The following is a 20689-nucleotide window of genomic DNA, read 5'->3' on the forward strand; positions in this document are numbered from 1 at the left end:
TGGCGTTGCGCACAGCAGCCGGCACATCCTGCCGGCTTGCGGATGGTCGATGGCACCCACACACTGTGCTCATGAGTGACGCATTCAATCTGCTATTGCTGCTGGGCCTGGTCGCGATCGTGGCACTGTGGCTGAAGCTCAGCCGGGCGCGCGAACGTGCGGTGTACGAGGCTCGGCGCCAATGCCATCAGCACGGACTGCAATTGCTGGACGAAACAGTCGGTTTGCGCGCGCTGCGCGTGCGACGCGTCAACGGCTTGCGCCGGATCGAACGTTGCTACGGCTTTGAGGTGAGCATCGACGGGCATGATCGCGAGTCGTGCCGACTGTGGATGCTTGGCGATGCCGTCACCAGCCTCAGCCTTCCGGTCACCGAGCGACTACCGCACGAGCAAGCCACCGACCGCGCCTCTACCAGCAATGTGCTCCCGTTTCGCCCACGCCAGAATGACCGTCTGAATTGACGGCGTTGCGCGGGATCGCCCTATTTCACCACGCGAAGATGCGGCGCGCCGCGTGCGGGCTTGGCGCCTGCGGCATCGCTGTCGCTGGTCGCGGAAACGGTGTCATCAGACTCGGGCGCAGGTGGCGGGGTTGGTGGATCACCACCGTCTTCTTCGGCGGGAAACATCATGCCCTGGCCATTTTCCTGCGCATAGAGCGCCAAGACCGCGTGCACGGGAATCTGGATCGACTGGCTGACCCCGGAAAAACGTGCCTGAAAACCGATCCAGTCGTTGCCAAGGTCAAGATTCGCTACCGCCCTCATCGCGAGGTTAAGCACGACCTGTCCGTTCTTGATCACCTGAGGAGGCACGCGGACACCGGGAAAACCGGCATCCACCAGGATATACGGGGTTAGTTCGTTGTCACTGATCCAGTCATAGATCGCCCGCAACAAATACGGACGATTGGAACTCATGGGAACGACTTCATTTTTGCTCATGGTCTTGCCGCATCGCCTTTTCCTGATCGGTCATGCTGCGCGCAAAACCCTGACTGTGAAACAAACGCTCGCCATAGTCGATAACCGGTTTGCCTTGTTTGCCCAAATCCACCCCGAGCCACGGCAATCGCCAGATCACCGGTGCGACCAGGCAGTCGAGCAGACTCATTTCCGGGTTCAGGAAAAACTTTGCTGCCTTGAACAGCGGCACTGCAGCAAGCAAATGTCCGCGCAGACGCTTGCGTGCCGCATCCGCAGGGCGGCCACCGGAGCGAATGATGTCTACCTCGGTCAGCCAGTCCTTCTCGATGCGTACAGCTGCCACCCGCACACGGGCACGCGACTGCGGGTCGATCGACATCAGCGGCGGGTGCGGGTAACGCTCATCGAGGTATTCGCAGACCACTGAACTATCAAACAAGGTCAGATCACGGTCGACCAGGGTCGGCGTGCTGGCATACGGGTTGAGGTCGATCAAGTCTTCCGGCGGATGGGCCGGATCAACCAGTACGCGTTCGTAGCTGACTCCCTTCGCTGCCAGTACCAACCGGGCACGATGACATTGCACATCATCGGCGGTGGTGTAGAGCGTAAGTACGGTACGCGAGCGAGCGCTTGGGACCATGCGATTCCCCATCGGTGAGACGACTGCGGCGGCTCAGGGCCGCCGCAGTCGGTTGATGCCATCCGCTATCAGTGGACGTCCTTCCAGTATTCCTTCTTGAGCATGGACGCCAGCAGAGTAAAGAACGCCAGGAACAACAGCACCCACACACCGTAGTGATGACGCTCCAGCGCGGCCGGTTCGGACGCGTATTCCAGGAACGTCGTCAGATCGCGGCTGGCCTGCTGGAACTGTGCCGGCGTCATCTTGCCCGGCTGAGAAAGCACCAGCTTCTCGACCTTGGCATCCTCTCCCGGCTTGGCCTCGGACATCACGGCCGTCTGCGTACCCTGCAACTCCCACAAGGGGAACGGCATCGAGGCGTTCGGGAACACTGTGTTGTTCCAGCCCACCGGACGACTCGGGTCCAGATAGAACGAGTTCAGATAGGCGTTGACCCAGTCCGCGCCCTTGGCGCGAACTTCCAGCGACAGATCCGGCGGTGCCTTGCCAAACCACTTGGCCGCCATCGTCGCCGGCATGTGGGAAACCACGGTTTCGCCGAATTGGGCGCCAGTGAAATTGAGGTTCTCCATCACCTCTTTTTCGCTCAACCCCAGGTCGCTGCCGATCCGCTCGTAACGCATGTACTTGAGCGAGTGACAGCCGACGCAGTAGTTGAAGAACAGCTTGGCGCCGCGCTGCAGCGAAGCCTGGTCCTGCACATTGGTGCCGGCGGGCGGCAAACCGCCCTCTTCCGACGCCTGCACCGACACGCTGCCGACGATCAGACTGAACGCCAACGCCACCGGGAAGATGTATCGCTTCATTAGCAGTTGCCGCTTAGTCATGCGTCGTCACCCGTTCCGGAACCGGCTTGGTCTTTTCCCAGCCGAAATATGTATAGGCCCAAAGGAAGCCAAAGAACCCGAAGTAGACCGCCGTCATCACGCGACCGAACAGGTTTTCCCAGAAGGTGACGTCGATATCACCAAACCAGACCGGCATGACCTCGGCGGTAACACCCGCACCAACCGCACCCAGCGAGATGAAGGACACCACGAACAATCCCAGCGCCACCTTGAAACCGAGACCGCGGTAGCGGATCGACTTCACCTTGCCGCGATCGAACCATGGCATGCCGAACAGCACGGCGATGGCACCGAACATCGCGATCACGCCCCACACGGCCGAGCCGAGGAAGGACGGGATCATGCGCACGATCGCGTAGAACGGAGTGAAGTACCAGACCGGCTTGATGTGCGAAGGAGTCGCCAGGTTGTTCGCCGGAATGAAGTTGTCGTGTTCCAGGAACCAGCCACCAAAGGTTGGCGCAAAGAAGATGATGAACGCGGCAATCATCAGGAAGAAGCCCACGCCGACCAGATCCTTCACCGTGTAATACGGGTGGAACGGGATGCCATCCGCCGGCTTCAGCGCGTCCCAGCGATTGCCCTTGGGACCTTTCTTGATTTCCACGCCATCGGGGTTGTTCGAACCCACTTCGTGCAACGCGGCAATGTGCAACACCACCAGCAACAGCAGCACGATCGGCAATGCGATCACGTGCAGTGCAAAGAAGCGGTTCAACGTTGCATCGGCCGGCAGGAAGTCGCCCATGATCCATTCCACCAGCGTGTTGCCGATGTACGGAATGGTGCCGAACAGCGAGATGATCACCTTCGCGCCCCAGAACGACATGTTGCCCCAAGGCAGCACATAGCCCATGAACGCCTCGGCCATCAACACCAGGAAGATCAACATGCCGAGCAACCACACCAGCTCGCGCGGCTTCTTGTACGAGCCGTAGATGATGCCGCGGAACATGTGCAGGAACACCACCACGAAGAACAGCGAAGCGCCGGTGGAGTGCATGTAGCGGATCAGCCAGCCCCACTCCACATCACGCATGATGTACTCGACCGAGTTGAAGGCTCCCGCCGCACTCGGGTTGTAATTCATGGTGAGGAAGATGCCGGTGACGATCTGGTTGATCAGCACCAGCAGCGCCAGCGAACCGAAGTAGTACCAAAGGTTGAAATTTTTCGGCGCGTAATACTCGGTCATGTGCGCGCGGTACATCGGCGCCATGCCGGGTGCCCGCTCGTTGACCCAGTCACCGATACTCGTGAATACGTTGGCCATTAGCCAGCCTCCTTCGGATCCACGCCAATCTGGATGGTGCTGTCATCAATGAAATGATACGGCGGCACCGGCAGGTTCTTCGGCGCCGGAACGCCCTGGAAAACGCGGCCGGCCAGGTCGTAGCGCGACTTGTGGCAAGGGCAGTAGAAGCCACCCTTCCAGTCCGGATCGAACGGCTCGGGCTTGATCTCCGGCACAAAGTCGGGGACGCAGCCCAGATGCGTGCAAATACCGATCATGACCAGCCATTCCGGTTTGATCGAGCGCGCTTCGTTCTGCGCGTACTTCGGCTGCTGGTCGGCGGAGGCACCGTCGGACTTGGGGTCCACCAGACGCGAGTCCACCATTGGCAAGGTAGCGAGCTGGGCCTTCGTGCGGTTGAGCACGAACACCGGCAGACTGCGCCACGACACGGTCAGCAACTGCCCGGCCTCGATCTTGGCCAAGGATTGGGTAACCGGAGCACCAGCGGCCTTGGCGCGCGCGCTGGGTTCCCACGACTTGATGAAGGGCACAGCTGCCGACACGATTCCTATGCCACCAACCACCGCAGTGGTTGCTGTAAGGAAACGGCGGCGGCCGTGATCGACGACTTCGTTCGCCATCAGGCTCTCCGGATTACATTGTTCGGCATTGGGGCACAGGCATTTTGGTGCCTGCAAAAATCGCGTTAGTGTAGCGTCAGGCCCCGCCCCGTACAATAAACCGCATCGCGGCAAAGTCCAGCCGCGGCACCCCTCGTCACGATCGCCGGAACCCGACCTCCGACATGAAACATGCCGCCGGCACGCTTTTGTTCATTGCCCGCTTCGCCATTCTCGGCCTGGCGATGGCCTTCGTGGTCGGCCTGTTCTGGCCCGGCAGCGGCGAACGACTGCGCGCGCGCGTCGGCCTTGCACCGCTGGATCACGCGGCCGTCAGCCAGCCGCACGTAGCTACTGGCCCGGTCTCCTATGCCGACGCGGTCGCGGCGGCTGCTCCCTCAGTGGTCAACATCTACGCCAACAAGATTGTCACCGAGCAAGCGCTGCGCATGTATGACAATCCCCTGCTGCAGCAATTATTCGGCGGCCAACCCACAACTTATCAACACCGGGAACAGACCCTGGGCTCGGGCGTGATCGTCAATGCGCAGGGCTACGTGCTCACCAACAACCACGTGATCGCCCACGCCGCGGACATCCAGGTGCTGTTGTACGACGGCCGCATCGCCAAGGCCAGCCTGGTTGGAGCCGACGAGGAATCCGACCTGGCCGTATTGAAGATCGACGCCAGCAACCCGCCCGTCATACCGATTGCCACTCAGCCGCCCCGTCCAGGCGACGTGGTGCTGGCGATCGGCAACCCGCTCGGCCTCAACCAGACCGTCACCATGGGTATCGTCAGTGCGATCGGACGTCAATTGAACAGCTCCAGTGCCGAAGACTTCATCCAGACCGACGCGGCCATCAACCTGGGCAACTCCGGCGGCGCACTGGTCAATGCCGAGGGACAGCTGGTCGGGATCAACACCTTGCTGATCGGCAAGGCTGCCGGCGCCGAGGGCATCGGCTTCGCCATACCGGTGGCCACCGCAAAGAAAGTGCTGGACCAGATCATCGCCACCGGCCACGTCGTGCGCGGCTGGCTGGGCGCCGATTACGCTTTCGTCCCGGTAGCCGCCAACAGCGGCTTGCCTGCTGCTGCTCGCGGCGTCCTGGTCACCACGGTCTATCCAGGCAGCCCCGCCGCTCTGGCAGGGATACAACCCCGTGACATCCTGCTGCGCATTGGCAGCAACGATATCCTCGGTCCGGCAGATTTGCGACGCTACGAAGCCGCACTGAAGCCGGGCAGCAAGGTTGAGGTATCCGGTTTGCGCAATGGCAGCCCGTTCCATCTCGAAGCCACCGTGGCACAACGACCGGTGATGGAGTCCAGCAACGCGCCCATCGGCGGCGCGGAATAGCAAGACCCGTCAGCCCGGGGTGCGCGAGGCCACTGACTGGTGAATGGCCGCGCCATAGCGCTTGCGCAAGGTACCGACTCGCTCCACGTACACCTGCGTCTCGGCATACGGCGGCACGCCCTTGTAGCGCTGTACCGCACCGGGACCAGCGTTATAGGCCGCCGCAGCCAGCCGTTCATCACCGTTGAAATCATGCAGCAGCAGGCTGAGATAGCGCGCGCCGCCACGGATGTTCTGGTCACTGTTGAACGCATCCAGCACACCCATGTCGCCCGCCGTACCGGGCATCAGTTGCATCAGCCCCTGCGCGCCCTTGAGCGACATCGCGCGCGGATTGAACGCACTTTCGGCATGGATGATCGCGCGCAGAAAGGCCTCATCGACGCCGTACTCGATACTCGCCGCGCGAATGGTGTCCGCGTAGGCGGTGAGATTGAGCGACACACTATTCCAGCGCACAGTGGAATGCAGGTTGCAGGCGACACACGTTGAGATATAGGTAAACAACATGGTCACCGCATGACCGGATCGGCCCACCTGAGGCAGATTGGTGTATTCGACGCTGCCGTCGGCACGCACGATTCGATAAACCGCACCGCGCAATACCTTGTCGGCCGATGACTCCGCGGCCGGCCCTGTCGCCGCGGCGGCGGGTCTCTCGTGATAACTCCACTGCCCGGGCGGCGCGGTCGACGAACCACCTTTGGCGCCAACGGCGGCGAGCTTGCCCACCGGAGTCGCATTGGTTTCGACCGTTCCGCGCACGTCGGCCAGCGAAGTCGACGCAGCCGCTCCGGCCGACAGCTTGCGGCCGGAGGTGAGCACGGCGGCACTGACACCCGTCAGCGAGGTGCGTGGCGGTGGCACCGTGGAGCGCTGACGTACCGGCTCGGCGGTATAGCTGCGCATTGCCCGGCAACCGTGATATCCGGCCTTGCTGCTGCTGTACACCGCCTCGCCGTTCGCACCGGTGCATTGATAAAGCACACCGGCATGAGCTTGCTGCCATGCCAACAGCCCACACGCCAGCGCGACCCCGCCAAGGATCGTGCGTAAAGGTGAGCGGCGAAGCCGTCGAGCGACGATTCCCCCATGACATGCGGCGTCAACCATGGACGCAGTGTGCCGCCACGCGCCGCCAGCGCCAAGTGTGCGCCGGCGATTTCGTGCGCCACGCAGCGTTTTCCACGGCAATCGCGCAAGTTGCCGCAGTGACGGAAGCCAGCTGCAAGTGCTTGATCCTTCATGTCGAATTAGTGGCAGGCAGACCTCCGCAAGGGTAAACTGCGCGGTTCACACGGCTGCGTGCCGTGTCTCACGAACCACGGTATCCCCAGTCATGAGCGGCAACCCGACGCCTCCAAAACTCTTCATCAAGACCCACGGCTGCCAGATGAACGAGTACGACTCGGCCAAGATGGCTGACGTGCTGAAGGCATCGCACGGCATGGAGCTGACCCAGGACGAGTCGGAAGCGGACGTGATCCTGATCAACACCTGCTCGATCCGCGAGAAGGCGCAGGAGAAAGTCTTCAGCCAACTCGGCCGCTGGAAGCAGCACAAGAAGGACGGCAAACCGGTGCTGATCGGCGTCGGTGGCTGCGTGGCATCGCAGGAGGGCGAGGCGATCGTCAAGCGCGCACCGTATGTGGATCTGGTATTCGGCCCGCAGACCTTGCACCGCCTGCCACAACTGATCGACCAGCAGCGCAGCAGCGGCAAGCCCCAGGTAGACATCAGCTTCCCCGAGATCGAGAAGTTTGACTGCCTGCCCGAGCCGCGCGCCGAAGGCCCGACCGCGTTTGTGTCGATCATGGAAGGCTGTTCGAAATACTGCAGCTACTGCGTGGTGCCATACACGCGTGGCGAGGAACTCAGCCGCCCGTTCGACGACGTGATCGTTGAAGTGGCCAAGCTTGCCGCGCAGGGCGTGCGCGAAGTAAACCTGCTCGGCCAGAACGTCAACGCGTATCGCGGGCCGACCTTCGACGGCGGCATCGCGGACCTCGCCGTGCTGATTCATGCCATCGCGCAGATCGACGGCATCGGCCGGATCCGCTTCACCACCTCGCATCCGCTGGAGTTCTCCGACTCGCTGATCGAGGCCTATGCGAACGTGCCGCAGCTGGCCAACTACCTGCATCTGCCGGTGCAAGCCGGCTCCGACCGTATCCTCAGCGCGATGAAGCGCGGCTACACGGCACTGGAATTCAAGCAGAAGATCCGCAAGCTGCGTGCGGTGCGGCCGGACATCTGCGTGTCGTCCGACTTCATTGTCGGCTTCCCCGGCGAGACCGAGGAAGACTTCGCCAAAACCATGAAGCTGATCGAGGACATCGGCTTCGATCAGAGTTTTTCCTTCATCTTCTCCTCGCGCCCAGGCACGCCCGCAGCTGGCCTGGTCGACGACACCCCGGCCACAGAAAAGCATGATCGGTTGATGCGCCTGCAGGCGGCAATCAACGCCAACGCGAAAGCAATCAGCGAGGCGATGGTCGGCAGCGTGCAGCGCGTGCTGGTGGAAAAGCCCAGCACCCGTGATCCCAGCGAACTGATGGGCCGCACCGAAAACATGCGTTACGTGAATTTCCCCGGCAACCCGCGCCTAATCGGCCAGTTCGTCGACGTGGAGATCACCGAAGCAATGGCCAACTCGCTGCGTGGACAAGTGAAACTCACCGATGAGATCGACGCCTGAGAGCTTCGTTCTTGTAGCAGCGCACCCTGTGCGCGACGCTTTCGTCGAACGTTGCCAAGAGCATCGCGCACAAGGTGTGCTCCTGCACCGGCCAACCATCGCAGCATAGAGGTTCCATGACCAACGGCATCAACCAGCGCGACTTCACCCTCGAGCCCGAAGACAACGCTCGCCTCGCCAATCTGTGCGGGCCGTTCGACGAACATCTGCGCCAGGTCGAGCTGCGCCTGGGTGTGGAGATCAACCACCGCGGCAGCATCTTCCAGGTGCTCGGCGAGGACGCCACCGCCCGTGCGACCGAAAAGATACTGCGTGCGCTTTATGCCAGCACCGAAGACGAGGCATTGACCGGCGCGAAGGTCAACCTGCATCTGGCCGAGTCGGGCGTCGACGCGATCAGCGATGACGCAGATGGCACCCAGGAAGTGGTGATCAAGGTGAAACGCGGCGTGATCAAGGGCCGCGGCCCGAATCAGGCGCGCTACCTGCACGCGATCACCAGCCACGACATCAACTTCGGCGTGGGCCCCGCCGGCACCGGCAAGACCTATCTGGCGGTAGCCAGCGCCGTGGAGGCACTGGAAGCCAACCGGGTACAGCGCCTGATTCTGGTGCGCCCGGCGGTCGAAGCCGGCGAGAAGCTGGGTTTCCTGCCTGGCGATCTTTCACAGAAGGTCGATCCTTATTTGCGCCCCTTGTACGACGCGCTTTACGAAATGCTCGGCTTCGAAAAAGTCGCCAAATTGATCGAGCGCAACGTCATCGAAATTGCCCCGCTGGCGTATATGCGCGGACGCACCCTCAACGACTCGTACGTGATTCTCGACGAGGCGCAGAACACCACGGTCGAGCAGATGAAAATGTTCCTGACCCGCATCGGTTTCGGCACGGTAGCCGTGATCACCGGCGACGTCACCCAGGTCGACCTGCCGCGCAGCACGCGCTCGGGTTTGCGCCAGGCCGTGGAGGTGTTGCGTGGTGTGAGTGGCATCAGCTTCACGTTCTTCACCTCGCGCGACGTCGTGCGCCACCCGTTGGTGGCAAAGATCGTGCGCGCGTATGAGGCGTTCGAGCAGAGCGAGGGAGACGGTGCGTGACCTCACATCAGGACAATCAGCGCAGGGAGCGGCCTGCCATGTCGTCGCCTGCATCCTTCGGCCAGGGCAACTTCCACATCGGCTACGCAATCCCTCGCGCAGGCATCCCCGCCGCAAACAGTTTTCGCCGCTGGGTGCGCGTCGCTCTCCATGGCGCAAAACGCCGCAAGCCGGTGGAGCTGTCCATTCGCATCGTCGACGCTGATGAGGGCCGAGCGCTCAATCTGCAGTATCGCGGCAAGGATTACGCCACCAACGTGCTGTCATTTCCCGCCGAACTGCCGCCTGGGGTGATGCCGTCCTTGATCGGCGACCTGGCCATCTGCGCGCCAGTGGTGCTGCGCGAGGCCACCGAACAGGGCAAGTCGCCGCGCGATCATTGGGCTCACCTGACCGTTCACGGGGTGCTGCACTTGCTCGGTTACGACCATCTGGAGGATGCCGAAGCCGAGGCGATGGAAGCTCTGGAAACCCGCATCCTGGCGGGTCTTGGCATCGCCGATCCGTACGTTTGAACGGCCCGGCTTCCGCTCTTCACTGTTGCACGTTGTCACACCTCGACACCGACGCCCTGAAGCGTCCGATTTTTTCCGCTAGAATCAGGCTTCCGCCCGCTTTCGGGCCGAAGCCCAACGAGTAATGAGCGACGACCCTGGCAGTACCAGCGGCCCGGCCCACCGAACCTGGTGGGATCGACTGGGCCACATGTTTTCCGGCGAGCCACGCAACCGCGACGAACTGATCGAGGAGTTGCGCTCTGCCCAGACCAACGGACTGCTGTCCGTGAACACCCTCACCATGGTCGAGGGTGCGATCAAGGTCACCGAACTGAGCGTGGACGACGTCATGGTCCCGCGCGCGCAAATCGTGATGCTGGCCGCCGATGCGGCGCTGTCTGACATCCTTGCCGCGGTGGTGGTATCCGGCCACTCGCGCTTCCCGGTGCACGGCGAGGACAAGGACGAAGTTCTCGGCATTCTTCTGGCCAAGGACTTGCTGAAGTACTTCGGTTCGGCCGAGCATTTCGATATCCGCTCCATCCTGCGTCCAGCCGTGTTGATTCCGGAGTCGATGCGGCTGAACGTGCTGTTGGAAGAGTTTCGCCTGACCCGCAATCACATGGCCCTGGTGGTCAACGAGTACGGCGGCGTGGCCGGCCTGATCACGATCGAAGACGTCCTCGAGCAGATTGTTGGCGAAATCGACGACGAGCACGACGACGAGGAAGAGCCCGAGCTGATGCATGAGCAGCCTGGCGGCGACTGGCTGGTCAGCGCACTGACTCTGATCGAAGACTTCAACGAACAGACCGGCGCCAGCTTTCCGGACGAGGAATACGACACCGTCGGCGGCATGGTCACGTCCGAGTTCGGACATCTGCCCGAAGTCGGTGAAGAAGTGACCATCGGCGATTATCTGTTCCACGTCACCGAGGCAGACGATCGGCGGGTGCAGGGTTTCCGCGTAGTTCGGCAATAAGCCCTGCCGAACTACGCTCTCAGGACGGGCACTGCCCGCCTTGTGCCGGCCTGTACCGTTCATCGACAGCCGGCGGGCAGTGCCCGCCCTACGCCACTGAGTCAGTCCCGTTCAAACGGGCGGCTTCTGCAGCATCGAAACACAACAGGACAAGGTTGAACTCATGCGACAGATCGGTTTCGCGCTCTTGTGGCTCACGCTGTGGCTAACCATTTCACCAGTGCATGCGAGTGTGGCCAATGCGCCCGGCGCCAATCTGGAAGTGTCGCTGATCACCTACGGCCCAGGCGAAACCTATTGGGAACGCTTCGGTCACGACGCCATCGAAGTACGCGACACCGCCTCGGGCGAGGCGATCAGCTTCAATTACGGCGTGTTCGATTTCAACGAAGCGAACTTCTTCGTCAACTTCGCCCGCGGCCGCATGCACTATCTGATGGATGCGGCGCCGACCAGCGCCGATGAACGCTACTACGTCGAAGCCGGTCGTTCGATCACCCGCCAGCCACTGGCGCTCGATGCGAACCAGGCCAACGCACTGCGGGATTTCCTGCTGTGGAACCTGCGCCCGGAAAACGCCGGCTACAACTACGACTACTACGCAGACAATTGCACCACGCGCGTGCGCGATGCACTCAACCGTGCACTGGGCGGCGTCCTCGTCACCCAACTGAGAGCCCGTGCCGGCGGGATGACTTACCGCCAGCAGACCGATCGCCTGATGAGTGCGCAACCCTGGCTGATGCTGGTGCTGGACCTCGGCTTGGGGCCGTATGCCGACCAGCCACTCAACGCCTGGCAGGAAAGCTTCCTGCCCGAAGTACTGCAGGAACAGCTGCGCCAGGTGAAGCTGGATGACGGGCATGGCGGCACGCGCCCGCTGGTGCTGGGCGAACAGGTGGTTTCGGCAAACCGCTTGGATGTGCCGCCGCGGTCGCCACCCGATCTGCGCCTGTCGTTGGCAGCCGCCGGGCTGTTGTTTGCTGCGCTGATCATGCTGGCTCGGCGCAACTGGCCGACGGGTTACGCGTTGCTCGGCACCCTCTACCTGAGCGCCGCCGGCTTGATTGGTGTCGTGCTGCTTGCACTGTGGACCCTGACCACGCATCACTCGGCCTGGGCCAATGCCAATCTGCTGCTGTTCAACCCACTGGCATTCCTGCTGTTTCCCACCCTGTGGCGAGCACGTCGCGGCCTCGCAGCCTCGCGTTTCATCGACGGAATCATCGCCCTGCAGTTGCTGGCCTGCATGGTCGCGGTCTTGCTGCATGTACTTCCCGGTACGGTGCAGCAAAATCAGCCGTGGCTGCTGTTCGCACTGCCAGTCTGGCTTGCCCTGGCGTGGAGCTTGCGCCGCCACCGCTGATTCGCGTTGCCCCGCCTGCTGCCGCGGGGCATCATGCAGGGATGAACCTCACTGCTCCTGCCACCGAATCTCCGCCACCCTCTGATCAGCCGATGGTGGTCAACTGCATCGCCTATCGACAGGATGGCAGTCGCATTGGTGACATCACGCTCGATGCCATCAGCGATGTCATGGCTGAACCGGACACCTTCGTCTGGGTTGGACTGCACGAGCCGGATGAAGAGCTGTTGCTGAAAATCCAGCAGGAATTCAACCTGCATGATCTGGCCATCGAGGACGCACACGCCGCGCACCAGCGCACCAAGATCGAGGCCTATGGCGACTCCTTGTTCCTGGTGGTGCAGACCGCGCAGTTGATCGACGGACATCTGGCTTTCGGCGAGACGCACATTTTCTTCGGGCCGCGTTACCTGGTCACGGTACGCCATGGCGCATCACTATCCTACGCACCCGCCCGACGCACCTGCGAGAACACGCCAGAATTGCTGGCAAACGGACCCAGCTACGCGCTCTATGGCGTGCTCGATTTCATCGTCGACAACTTGTTGCCGATCGTGCGCGACTTCCGAGAGGAAGTGCAGCAACTCGAGCACGACATCTTCGGCGAAACGTTCAAGAGCAGCACGATCCGCCGGCTGTATGACATGCAGCGCGACCTGATGACCTTGCGGCTGGCAGTAGCGCCGTTGCAAGACATCGTGCAGCAGTTGATCCGGCTGTACCCGAACCTGATTCCCGAAGAGCTGCGCGCCTACTTCCGCGACGTCTACGACCACGCCTTTCGCGTCAACGAAGCAATCAGCGCCATGCGTGAAATGCTCACCGCAGCGATCAACGTCAATCTGTCGCTGGTCAGCCTGCGCCAGAACGAGGTGATGAAAAAGCTCGCCGGTTGGGCCGCCATGCTTGCCGCACCTACCCTGCTTACCAGTTGGTACGGCATGAACTTCACCCACATGCCCGAGCTTAGCCGGCCATGGGCCTACCCCGCGATGATCGTGGTGATGGGCTGCATCGTCGGCGGCATCTACATCGGGCTGAAGCGCGCCCGCTGGCTGTAGTTGGGGGCAGCAAGCCAGCCGACGGTTGTCGCCGGAGTGCGGAACCGCGAACATGGAGAACGCTTTCCATCATGACGCGCTGACCAATGAACGAATCCGCCAATCGCATTCCCGCCGACGCCAACGCACCGGTGGAAACCCTTTACGAAGGCCGTTGGCTGAGTTTGCGCAAGCGCGGCCGCTGGGAATATGCCGAGCGCAACAACCCCGGTGGCGCGGTGATCATTCTGGCTGTGACGCCCGAAGACAAGGTGCTGTTCGTCGAGCAGTACCGCGTGTCGATCCTGCAGAACACCATCGAGATGCCGGCAGGCCTGGTGGGTGACCTGCCCGGACAAGCCGACGAAGACATTCTGCTGGCCGCACAACGCGAGCTGGAAGAAGAAACCGGCTATCGCTGCGAACGCGTGGACTTCATTCATCGAGGGCCGTCGTCATCCGGCATGAGCACCGAGATGATCGCCTTCGTGCGTGCCTGGCAGTTGGCGAAAGTCGGGCCTGGCGGCGGCGACGATAGCGAAAACATTGTGGTCCATGAAGTACCGCGCGCCAGCGCCGGCGCCTGGTTGTTCGCCCGCGCGGCGGAAGGTTATTCCATCGATCCGAAACTGTTCGCCGGACTGTGGTTCATCGAAAACAGCTGAGCACAAGCGGCGCTCAGCCTTGCCAGAATCACGGCTCATCGTGGCCCGCCTCATATTCGTCGAAAATCCGACAATTTCGGCAAATTCAGGATTACTTTGGGTAAAAGCCAGCAAAAAAGCGCATGACTCGGCGAACCTTCATGCCAAAAGTGTGAACTGGTTCCTAAAGTTGAGACCACGGCAGTCGATGACGAAGTACCCACGTCACAATGTCACTGGAACCTCTTCGCCCATGAAAACCTTGCTCTTCTCTTGCGTACTCCTGTTGGCGCCCGTTGCTGTCCACGCCGAGTGCACCGCCAAGGACTTCGCGATCACGGATTTCAAGCCGGCAGCCGGCGCTGCCGCAGGTGGTCGGATGGCCATGCCCGGCAATCTGGTGAACAATTGCGCCACCGCCTCGGCTGCCCAGATTCGCATTGAAGTCAAAGATGCGTCCGGAAGCGTAGTCCAGTCCAAGCAGGTGTGGCCTGCTGGCACGTCCAATCTCGAGCCGGGCAAATCCACGCATTTCGATCTGGGGCGCCTGTTTCGCTATCAGCCAGGCATGGCCAGCTTCACCGCCAGCGTAGTAGACGTGCGCACCTGGTGAATTGACCCGCATGCAGACAGCAAAAAGGCTCCGGAAGGAGCCTTTTTGCTGTCTGTGCCGGCGTTTCTGCCGAAGGGGGGGATGAAGGCAAAACGACGCGCCTCGTACGACGGCGCAGGCAAGTCACCGGGAGGGGAGATCCGGGTGAACAAATGCCTCAGTGCAGCACGAACAGCTTGTCGAAACCGGCCACGCGCAAGGTTCCTCGCAGCTCACTGCCGGCATTGACGATACGAATATCGGCACGATCGGCACCGGCATGTTCGCGTAGCAGCAACAACATGCCCAAGGCCGAACTGTCCATATGGGTTACCTCGCCCAGATCGATAAGGTAGCTGCGTGCCACCCTGGCTGGGCCCAGGCAGGCGTCGTGAAACGCCCGATGGACGCTGAAATCAAAGCGCTCGCCCAGTTGCAGGGTGATGCAATCTTGTTCGCTGTCGTGATGAACGATCATGGTGCTGTCCTTCAAAAGAGTTCGATCTCGCCGGCATCCATCGAGCTTTGCAGCGCCGGGCCGCGAGCACGCAACCGTGCCTTCTCGCGCTGCACCGCCAGGCGGCTGCGCACACGCTGAGCGCGTTCTTCCAGCGCATCGGCTTCCAGCGGCACACAGGCCAGTTCCTCGATGTCACGCGTGCACTCGGCGGTGACTTCCTGGAGTTCCACCAACCGCGTACGCGTCTGCGCGATCAGCTGGCTCAGAATGTCCTCGAACTGCAGCGAACGAATGGTAGTGGAGACATCGCTACCCAGTCCGCGGTTGATCTCGACCACCTGGTCAGCAACGGCACTGGTACGGGCGTCACTCTCGGTGACATGGGCCATCATCGCGTCGATGTCCCCCTTGGCCGACAGCGCAACATTCAGATCCTGCGACGCCATTGCACCAACCAGACCGCGCAACTGCTCCATCGCGCTACGAGCGCGTTCGACATGGCTGCCGATTTGTTCGTTGAACTGATTGGAGTTGCTTGCGAGGTTGCGGATTTCGCCCGCTACCACCGCAAAGCCGCGGCCTGACTCTCCGGCACGAGCGGCCTCGATCGCGGCGTTCAACGCCAGCAGATTGGTTTCTTCGGCAATCGTGTTGACGTTCTTGAGCAACCCGAACACGGCATCCATTTCCTTCGCCATGCCGTCAATGCGATAGACGATGCGCAAGCTCTCTCGCGACATCTGCACAATCATGCCAACGAAGTGCTGCAGCAGGTCACCGGTACGCGTGGCGAAGTCCTGAATCGAAACGCCGCCATCCTGCACATCGATGATCTGTTTCAGGAGCGACTGCTGCATCGCCGTCTTGTTCGAAAGGCCGTCAAAGCCACCGCCAAGTTCCAGCACGGCATCGCGCAACAGGTCCAGTCCCTGATGCAACTCACGAGTAGCGTGACCGAGTTCATCAACCAACGCACCCCGGACGTCTTCCAGCGCCTCGCGTACCGGTCCCGCATTATTTCCGGGCATGGCCCTTGGCGCAGCCGATTGGGCCGTGTGCTGCGAGCTTTCGAGCATCCACACGACAGTCAATACGATGACCAGCAAGGGCGCCAGCCATACCGAATGCCAGATCAGGGTCGCGAGCAAGGCCAGCACACTGGCGATACCAGCGCGAAGCGGAAGCCTGGCAGGGAGCAAGGAGGTGAGAGTCATGAGGTGATCCCTGGTATCAGCCGCGCGCAGCGACAAGATGGGGTTGACGCGTCAAGGCGAGCAGACGCGCTGCAATATTGTCGAGTGGCTGCATTTCACTGGCGGCGCCGAGCTTCCAGGCGGACCCGGGCATGCCCCAGACCACCGAACTTTCTTCGTCCTGCACGAGCGTGGCCGCACCAGCCTGGCGAAGCTCAAGCAGACCGCGGGCGCCGTCGTCACCCATGCCGGTGAGCAGCGCGGCAATGGTGGCGGCACCGGCGCTGGCCGCCATCGAACGGAACAGCACGTCCACGCTCGGCTTGTGCCGATTCACCGCCGGACCGTCATGCAGGCGGCAGACGTACTTGGCGCCATCCCACATCACCAGCAGGTGCTGGCCACCGGGTGCGATATAGGCATGCCCGCTCTGAATCGGCTGACCGTCGCGTGCTTCACACACCTTCATCGCCGAACAACGATCCATACGCTCGGCAAACGGGCCACTGAAAGCCGCCGGAATATGTTGGGTCACCAAAATCGGCGGAGCATCCGGCGGCATCGATTCCAGCACGACGCGCACCGCTTCGGTACCGCCGGTGGAAGCACCGATGGCGATAATCGGACTGCCGCCGCGCGAACCGGCAGTCTGCGCGCGCGGCAACACGGCGTCGGCGGTCAACCGCGGTGCCACGTCCATCCGGGTGACGGTGGTACGTGCTCGCGGCTTGGTGCGCGCCGCGTGTTTCACCTTTTCGCAGATTTCCTGCGCGCTCTCACCGAACCGGCTGGCCAGGTCATGATCGGGCTTGGCGAAGAAGTCCACCGCGCCAAGCTCGAGCGCACGCAAGGTCACCTCGGCACCCTCGACCGTCAACGAGGACACCATCACCACCGGCATCGGCCGCAGCCGCATCAGGTTTTCCAGAAAGGTGAGTCCGTCCATGCGCGGCATCTCGACGTCCAGAGTCAGCACGTCGGGGTTGAGTTGCTTGATCTTGTCGCGGGCAATCAGCGGATCAGCCGCCGTACCTACCACTTCGATGGCCGGATCGCAGGCAAGCATCGTCGACATCAGCTTTCGCACCAATGCAGAATCGTCGACTATCAGAACTCGCACTCTTTCCATTGCTTTCCCGTGTCGCCTTGCCATAAAAGCACGCCGCCCGCCGAAGCGAGGCGCCGCCGTGTTGAAGTCACTCTGAAGTAGCGCTAGAAAAGCTCAACCTCACCCGTTATCGGATCATTTGCCAAACGCTTGAGGTAACCCTTCTCATCAGCCACCAGTGCCACGTCGTCCTTGCGTCGCAACTGGCGCACGCGCGCCCGACCACTGTGCGGAAAGAACTGCACCTGCCGCGGATAGATATCACCCAGGTCAGATGCCACCAGGGTGAGGTTCTCGGTAGCGATATAACGCTGCGCAAACTCTATGTTGCGCTTGCCCACATCGCTCATCTGGGCCAACACCCTGCCGCCACCAAATATCTTGACGCGCATGTCGGCACGCTGACCACCCGCCTTGATGATGGAATTGATCAGTTGTTCCATGGCGTCGCTGCCGTACCGAGCAGCGCGACCGACGGTGGAGGACCAGCTGTCACGCTCACCCACCGGCTCGGGCAACATGAAGTGGTTCATGCCACCCAACCCACGGCGCGCGTCGTGAATGCAAGCCGAAACGCACGAACCCAGCACTGTACTGACCAGCTCTTCCTGATCACTGACGTAGTACTCGCCCGGCAACACTTTCACCGTCACGCAGGAATGGGTTGGGTCCCAGAACCGCCGCAGATGCTCAAAGCCGGGCGGTGCCGGGGAAACCACCGGTGTTGTCCGGCGTTCGGCAAGCCGAATGTTCATCAACGATTTTTCCGGTAAACGGTGCGACCGATCAGCTCGAAATCATCGTTGATCCCATGCAGCGACTCGCTGTGCCCGAGAAACAGATAGCCCCCGATCGGCAGCAATTGCGCGTAGCGCTTGAACAGCTTCTGTTTCGTCGGCTGGTCGAAATAGATCACTACGTTGCGGCAGAAAATCGCGTCGAACGGCCCACTCATCGGCCAGTCATGCAGCAGGTTGAGCGGCTGAATGGTGACCAGTTCGCGCAGCCGGGGATGCACACTGGCCAGACCGTCGAACTCACCCGAGCCACGCAACAGCCAGCGACGGCGACGCTCGTCGCTGATGCCAGTAAGTCGATCCACCGGATACACGCCTTTGCGCGCAGTCTCCAGCGCCTGCGGCGACAGATCCGTGGCAAGAATCTTTGCGTCGACATTGGCGGCGCCGCGCTTTTCCAGCGCCTCGGCGAGCACCATGGCCAGCGCATACGGCTCTTCGCCGGTGGAGCATCCAGCCGACCAGATGCGCAGACGGTCTCCACCACGGCGCTTGTGATCGATCCAGCGCGGCAGCAGTTCGTCGATCAACAGATCGTAATGGTGCATCTCGCGAAAGAACGAGGTGACGTTGGTGCTGATCACGCTGGCAAGCTCGCCGAGCTCACCCTCCGGATCGTTGCGCAGAAGCTCGCAATAGCTGGCAAAGCTGGGCAGGCGCAGCGCTCGAAGACGGCGGAACAGGCGTCCCTGCACCAATTGTCGTTTGTGTTCACCCAGCGAAATACCCAGGTGGTCGTAGACGAACTGCCGCAGGAACGTGAATTCGGCATCACCCAAGGCCGGGCCTTTGCTTGCCGCCGATTCATCGTCAAGCGTAGCCGTCGTGGTGCTCATTCAGAACTCCTTCCACGCACCGCCACTGGTTTCGGCAACGGCTTTCCGGGCCGGTGCGGGCGAGGATTTGCGCACGGCGGCAAGCACAGCCTCGGTGGCAACCACCGCGCTGCGCGCAGCGCCTGCAGAGGAAGCAGAAACAGCGACGTCATTCTCGCCCAGCTTGAAGAAGCTCACCTGGCGACTAAGCTCACCAGCCTGCTCGTGCATCTGTCGCGCCGCGGCCGAGGCCTCTTCGACCAGCGCGGCATTCTGCTGGGTCACTTCATCCATTTGCATCACCGCATTGTTGACCTGATCGATGCCGGCAGATTGTTCCTGACTGGCCGCTGCGATCTCGGCAACGATGTCGGTCACCTTTTTCACGCTTTCCACGATGTCGGACAATGCCTTGCCGGATTGGTTGACCAGTTCCGAACCGGTACGCACTTTTTCCTCACTGTCGTTGATCAGACTTTTGATCTCCTTGGCGGCGCCTGCGCTGCGCTGCGCCAGGCTGCGCACCTCGGACGCGACAACCGCAAAACCTCGACCCTGCTCACCGGCACGGGCAGCCTCGACGGCCGCGTTCAAAGCCAGCAAGTTGGTCTGGAAGGCAATCTCCTGGATCAAGCCCACGATGTCACCGATCTTGCGGCTGGACACATCGATCTCGCCCATGGCCGCAATGGCCTTGGCCGCCACCTGACCACCCAACTCCGCCTGTTCGCGCGCACCGACAGCGAGCTGATTGGCGTGGCTGGCATTTTCCGCATTCTGCTTCACGGTGGAGGTCATCTCCTCCATCGAAGACGCCGTTTCCTCCAGACTGGAGGCCTGTTCCTGAGTGCGCGAGCTGAGGTCGTCATTGCCACGCGCAATCTGCTGGGCTGCGGTACTTACCGCTTCGGCGCCCTCGTGAACCTCACCCACAATGTCACTCAACCGCTCATCCATGACCCGGAAGGCTTCGATGAGTTTGCCCAGTTCGTCATTTCTGACAACCTGGATTTTGTGACCCAGTTGTCCCTGCGCAATGGCGTTGGCATAACCGATCGCCCGGCTCAGCCGGGTGGTGATCGAGCGAATCAGCAACACCGCGAGAATCAGCGCCACCAGCAAACCGGCCAGCAATGACGCCACGGTGATATTGCGCACGAATTCGTAGGATTTCTGTTGCTTCAGGTAAGTCTGCTGCGCAATCGCGCGCTGCTGCTCGTTGACCTTCTCCAGCCGGCTCTGTCGGTCCAGCATCAACGGCCGCAACTGCATGTCCAGCAGATCGGGCGAGCTTTCGTCCTTGGCCGCCAGCGCGTCGAGCAAGTCCTTGCTGTTGGACTTCATATCGGCATCGGTTGCCGTCCAATCCTTGTACAACTTTTCCACCGAGCCATCCATCGGAATGGCTTCAAGCTTCTTGCGCGCCTGCAGGATGTCGAGCTGCGCCTTGTTGAAGTCGTCGATCTTCTGCTTCATCTGATCAGGCTGGTTGATCAGCGTGGTAGCCGCACCCAACGCGATGTACGACAACAGCGACCGCCCGGCGATGATGGAAACCAGATTCGCTGGCACCAATTCATCTTCGTAGATCTTTCTGGTTCCGTCATTTTGCATCTTCATGGCGCCAAGGCCGATCACCGCCCCCACGATCAGCATGACCCCAAGCAACCCCAGCACACTGATAAGGCGGACCTTGACGCTCAACGTCGGCAATGTGGCAACACGCGTCAGAATATTCTTGATCTTCATTGATCTTC

General features: G+C 61.5%; 21 protein-coding genes and 1 pseudogene. 10 read left to right on the forward strand and 12 right to left on the reverse strand.

The genetic code is table 11. The annotated features are described in order from the left end of the window. Positions 1–71: 71 nt before the first annotated feature. The gene (locus PY254_RS15185; RefSeq protein ID WP_281012874.1) at positions 72–464 is read left to right on the forward strand and encodes a DUF3301 domain-containing protein; all 393 of its coding nucleotides are present in this window, start codon (positions 72–74) and stop codon (positions 462–464) included. Between the two features lie 20 nt (positions 465–484). On the opposite strand, the gene PY254_RS15190 is transcribed toward PY254_RS15185, so the two are convergent. The 5 genes from PY254_RS15190 to petA form a co-directional block, all read right to left on the reverse strand. After that, complete coding sequence (locus PY254_RS15190; RefSeq protein WP_281012875.1) at positions 485–922, reverse strand: ClpXP protease specificity-enhancing factor; 438 nt, start codon at positions 920–922, stop codon at positions 485–487. A 10-nt stretch (positions 923–932) separates the two neighbouring features. After that, positions 933–1571: a glutathione S-transferase N-terminal domain-containing protein gene (locus PY254_RS15195; RefSeq protein WP_281012876.1), complete on the reverse strand. Its 639-nt coding sequence runs from the start codon at positions 1569–1571 to the stop codon at positions 933–935. 68 nt (positions 1572–1639) lie between these two features. Beyond that, positions 1640–2380, reverse strand: coding sequence for a cytochrome c1 (locus PY254_RS15200; protein WP_281012877.1), 741 nt, complete (start codon positions 2378–2380; stop codon positions 1640–1642). 13 nt (positions 2381–2393) lie between these two features. Then, complete coding sequence (locus PY254_RS15205) at positions 2394–3695, reverse strand: cytochrome b (RefSeq protein WP_281012878.1); 1302 nt, start codon at positions 3693–3695, stop codon at positions 2394–2396. Next, a complete protein-coding gene (petA, locus tag PY254_RS15210) occupies positions 3695–4300 on the reverse strand; it encodes a ubiquinol-cytochrome c reductase iron-sulfur subunit (RefSeq protein WP_281012879.1) in 606 nt (201 codons plus the stop codon). The genes PY254_RS15205 and petA overlap by 1 nt, the downstream gene beginning before the upstream one ends. Before the next feature lie 164 nt (positions 4301–4464). Here petA and PY254_RS15215 point away from each other — a divergent pair, with 164 nt between their 5' ends. Further along, entirely contained in the window at positions 4465–5643 is a 1179-nt protein-coding gene (locus PY254_RS15215; RefSeq protein ID WP_281012880.1) for a S1C family serine protease, read from the forward strand. 9 nt (positions 5644–5652) lie between these two features. Here the strand turns inward: PY254_RS15215 and PY254_RS15220 are convergent, their stop codons facing one another. Next, entirely contained in the window at positions 5653–6552 is a 900-nt protein-coding gene (locus PY254_RS15220; protein WP_281012881.1) for a lytic transglycosylase domain-containing protein, read from the reverse strand. A gap of 454 nt (positions 6553–7006) precedes the next feature. On the opposite strand from PY254_RS15220, the pseudogene miaB reads away from it, so the two are divergent. From miaB to PY254_RS15260, 8 genes and pseudogenes are all read left to right on the forward strand, one after another. Continuing rightward, a pseudogene (miaB, locus tag PY254_RS15225) lies at positions 7007–8341 on the forward strand (tRNA (N6-isopentenyl adenosine(37)-C2)-methylthiotransferase MiaB); the annotation flags it as partial. 116 nt (positions 8342–8457) lie between these two features. Beyond that, the gene (locus PY254_RS15230) at positions 8458–9438 is read left to right on the forward strand and encodes a PhoH family protein (RefSeq protein ID WP_281012882.1); all 981 of its coding nucleotides are present in this window, start codon (positions 8458–8460) and stop codon (positions 9436–9438) included. Positions 9439–9476: 38 nt separating this feature from the next. Beyond that, positions 9477–9953, forward strand: a complete 477-nt coding sequence (gene ybeY, locus PY254_RS15235) for an rRNA maturation RNase YbeY (protein WP_281012883.1) — start codon at positions 9477–9479, stop codon at positions 9951–9953. Between the two features lie 124 nt (positions 9954–10077). Beyond that, the gene (locus tag PY254_RS15240; protein WP_281012884.1) at positions 10078–10917 is read left to right on the forward strand and encodes a CorC family transporter; all 840 of its coding nucleotides are present in this window, start codon (positions 10078–10080) and stop codon (positions 10915–10917) included. Between the two features lie 163 nt (positions 10918–11080). Beyond that, on the forward strand, positions 11081–12283 hold the full coding sequence (locus PY254_RS15245) for a lipoprotein N-acyltransferase Lnb domain-containing protein (RefSeq protein WP_281012885.1): 1203 nt from the start codon (positions 11081–11083) through the stop codon (positions 12281–12283). A 41-nt stretch (positions 12284–12324) separates the two neighbouring features. After that, positions 12325–13344, forward strand: a complete 1020-nt coding sequence (corA, locus tag PY254_RS15250) for a magnesium/cobalt transporter CorA (RefSeq protein ID WP_281012886.1) — start codon at positions 12325–12327, stop codon at positions 13342–13344. Positions 13345–13430: 86 nt separating this feature from the next. Continuing rightward, positions 13431–13988, forward strand: coding sequence for an NUDIX hydrolase (locus PY254_RS15255; protein ID WP_281012887.1), 558 nt, complete (start codon positions 13431–13433; stop codon positions 13986–13988). Between the two features lie 232 nt (positions 13989–14220). Next, positions 14221–14580, forward strand: coding sequence for a hypothetical protein (locus PY254_RS15260; protein WP_281012888.1), 360 nt, complete (start codon positions 14221–14223; stop codon positions 14578–14580). 157 nt (positions 14581–14737) lie between these two features. Here PY254_RS15260 and PY254_RS15265 read toward each other — a convergent pair whose 3' ends face one another. From PY254_RS15265 to PY254_RS15290, 6 genes are all read right to left on the reverse strand, one after another. Beyond that, positions 14738–15037 carry an STAS domain-containing protein gene (locus PY254_RS15265; protein WP_281012889.1) on the reverse strand — a complete coding sequence of 100 codons (300 nt, stop codon included), beginning with the start codon at positions 15035–15037 and terminating at the stop codon, positions 14738–14740. A gap of 11 nt (positions 15038–15048) precedes the next feature. Then, complete coding sequence (locus PY254_RS15270) at positions 15049–16233, reverse strand: methyl-accepting chemotaxis protein (RefSeq protein WP_281012890.1); 1185 nt, start codon at positions 16231–16233, stop codon at positions 15049–15051. A 16-nt stretch (positions 16234–16249) separates the two neighbouring features. After that, entirely contained in the window at positions 16250–17341 is a 1092-nt protein-coding gene (locus tag PY254_RS15275; RefSeq protein WP_281012891.1) for a protein-glutamate methylesterase/protein-glutamine glutaminase, read from the reverse strand. A gap of 83 nt (positions 17342–17424) precedes the next feature. Continuing rightward, positions 17425–18075, reverse strand: coding sequence for a chemoreceptor glutamine deamidase CheD (gene cheD / locus PY254_RS15280; RefSeq protein WP_281012892.1), 651 nt, complete (start codon positions 18073–18075; stop codon positions 17425–17427). After that, complete coding sequence (locus PY254_RS15285) at positions 18075–18953, reverse strand: CheR family methyltransferase (protein ID WP_281012893.1); 879 nt, start codon at positions 18951–18953, stop codon at positions 18075–18077. Before PY254_RS15285 ends, cheD begins: the two co-directional genes overlap by 1 nt. After that, positions 18954–20681, reverse strand: coding sequence for a methyl-accepting chemotaxis protein (locus PY254_RS15290; protein WP_281012894.1), 1728 nt, complete (start codon positions 20679–20681; stop codon positions 18954–18956). Between the last annotated feature and the right edge of the window lie 8 nt (positions 20682–20689).

This window comes from Rhodanobacter sp. AS-Z3 (genome assembly GCF_029224025.1).
GTDB lineage: Bacteria > Pseudomonadota > Gammaproteobacteria > Xanthomonadales > Rhodanobacteraceae > Rhodanobacter.

Excerpts from the sequence above, each read along its gene's own strand:
- PY254_RS15260 (WP_281012888.1), top strand. The coding sequence starts at position 14,221 with ATGAAAACCTTGCTCTTCTCTTGCGTACTCCTGTTGGCGCCCGTTGCT.
- PY254_RS15275 (WP_281012891.1), bottom strand. The coding sequence starts at position 17,341 with ATGGAAAGAGTGCGAGTTCTGATAGTCGACGATTCTGCATTGGTGCGA.
- PY254_RS15215 (WP_281012880.1), top strand. The coding sequence starts at position 4,465 with ATGAAACATGCCGCCGGCACGCTTTTGTTCATTGCCCGCTTCGCCATT.
- cheD (WP_281012892.1), bottom strand. The coding sequence starts at position 18,075 with ATGAACATTCGGCTTGCCGAACGCCGGACAACACCGGTGGTTTCCCCG.
- ybeY (WP_281012883.1), top strand. The coding sequence starts at position 9,477 with ATGTCGTCGCCTGCATCCTTCGGCCAGGGCAACTTCCACATCGGCTAC.
- corA (WP_281012886.1), top strand. The coding sequence starts at position 12,325 with ATGAACCTCACTGCTCCTGCCACCGAATCTCCGCCACCCTCTGATCAG.
- PY254_RS15230 (WP_281012882.1), top strand. The coding sequence starts at position 8,458 with ATGACCAACGGCATCAACCAGCGCGACTTCACCCTCGAGCCCGAAGAC.
- PY254_RS15190 (WP_281012875.1), bottom strand. The coding sequence starts at position 922 with ATGAGTTCCAATCGTCCGTATTTGTTGCGGGCGATCTATGACTGGATC.
- PY254_RS15290 (WP_281012894.1), bottom strand. The coding sequence starts at position 20,681 with ATGAAGATCAAGAATATTCTGACGCGTGTTGCCACATTGCCGACGTTG.
- PY254_RS15285 (WP_281012893.1), bottom strand. The coding sequence starts at position 18,953 with ATGAGCACCACGACGGCTACGCTTGACGATGAATCGGCGGCAAGCAAA.
- PY254_RS15185 (WP_281012874.1), top strand. The coding sequence starts at position 72 with ATGAGTGACGCATTCAATCTGCTATTGCTGCTGGGCCTGGTCGCGATC.
- PY254_RS15200 (WP_281012877.1), bottom strand. The coding sequence starts at position 2,380 with ATGAAGCGATACATCTTCCCGGTGGCGTTGGCGTTCAGTCTGATCGTC.
- PY254_RS15255 (WP_281012887.1), top strand. The coding sequence starts at position 13,431 with ATGAACGAATCCGCCAATCGCATTCCCGCCGACGCCAACGCACCGGTG.
- PY254_RS15195 (WP_281012876.1), bottom strand. The coding sequence starts at position 1,571 with ATGGTCCCAAGCGCTCGCTCGCGTACCGTACTTACGCTCTACACCACC.
- PY254_RS15240 (WP_281012884.1), top strand. The coding sequence starts at position 10,078 with ATGAGCGACGACCCTGGCAGTACCAGCGGCCCGGCCCACCGAACCTGG.
- PY254_RS15270 (WP_281012890.1), bottom strand. The coding sequence starts at position 16,233 with ATGACTCTCACCTCCTTGCTCCCTGCCAGGCTTCCGCTTCGCGCTGGT.
- PY254_RS15265 (WP_281012889.1), bottom strand. The coding sequence starts at position 15,037 with ATGATCGTTCATCACGACAGCGAACAAGATTGCATCACCCTGCAACTG.
- PY254_RS15205 (WP_281012878.1), bottom strand. The coding sequence starts at position 3,695 with ATGGCCAACGTATTCACGAGTATCGGTGACTGGGTCAACGAGCGGGCA.
- PY254_RS15245 (WP_281012885.1), top strand. The coding sequence starts at position 11,081 with ATGCGACAGATCGGTTTCGCGCTCTTGTGGCTCACGCTGTGGCTAACC.
- PY254_RS15220 (WP_281012881.1), bottom strand. The coding sequence starts at position 6,552 with ATGCGCAGCTATACCGCCGAGCCGGTACGTCAGCGCTCCACGGTGCCA.
- petA (WP_281012879.1), bottom strand. The coding sequence starts at position 4,300 with ATGGCGAACGAAGTCGTCGATCACGGCCGCCGCCGTTTCCTTACAGCA.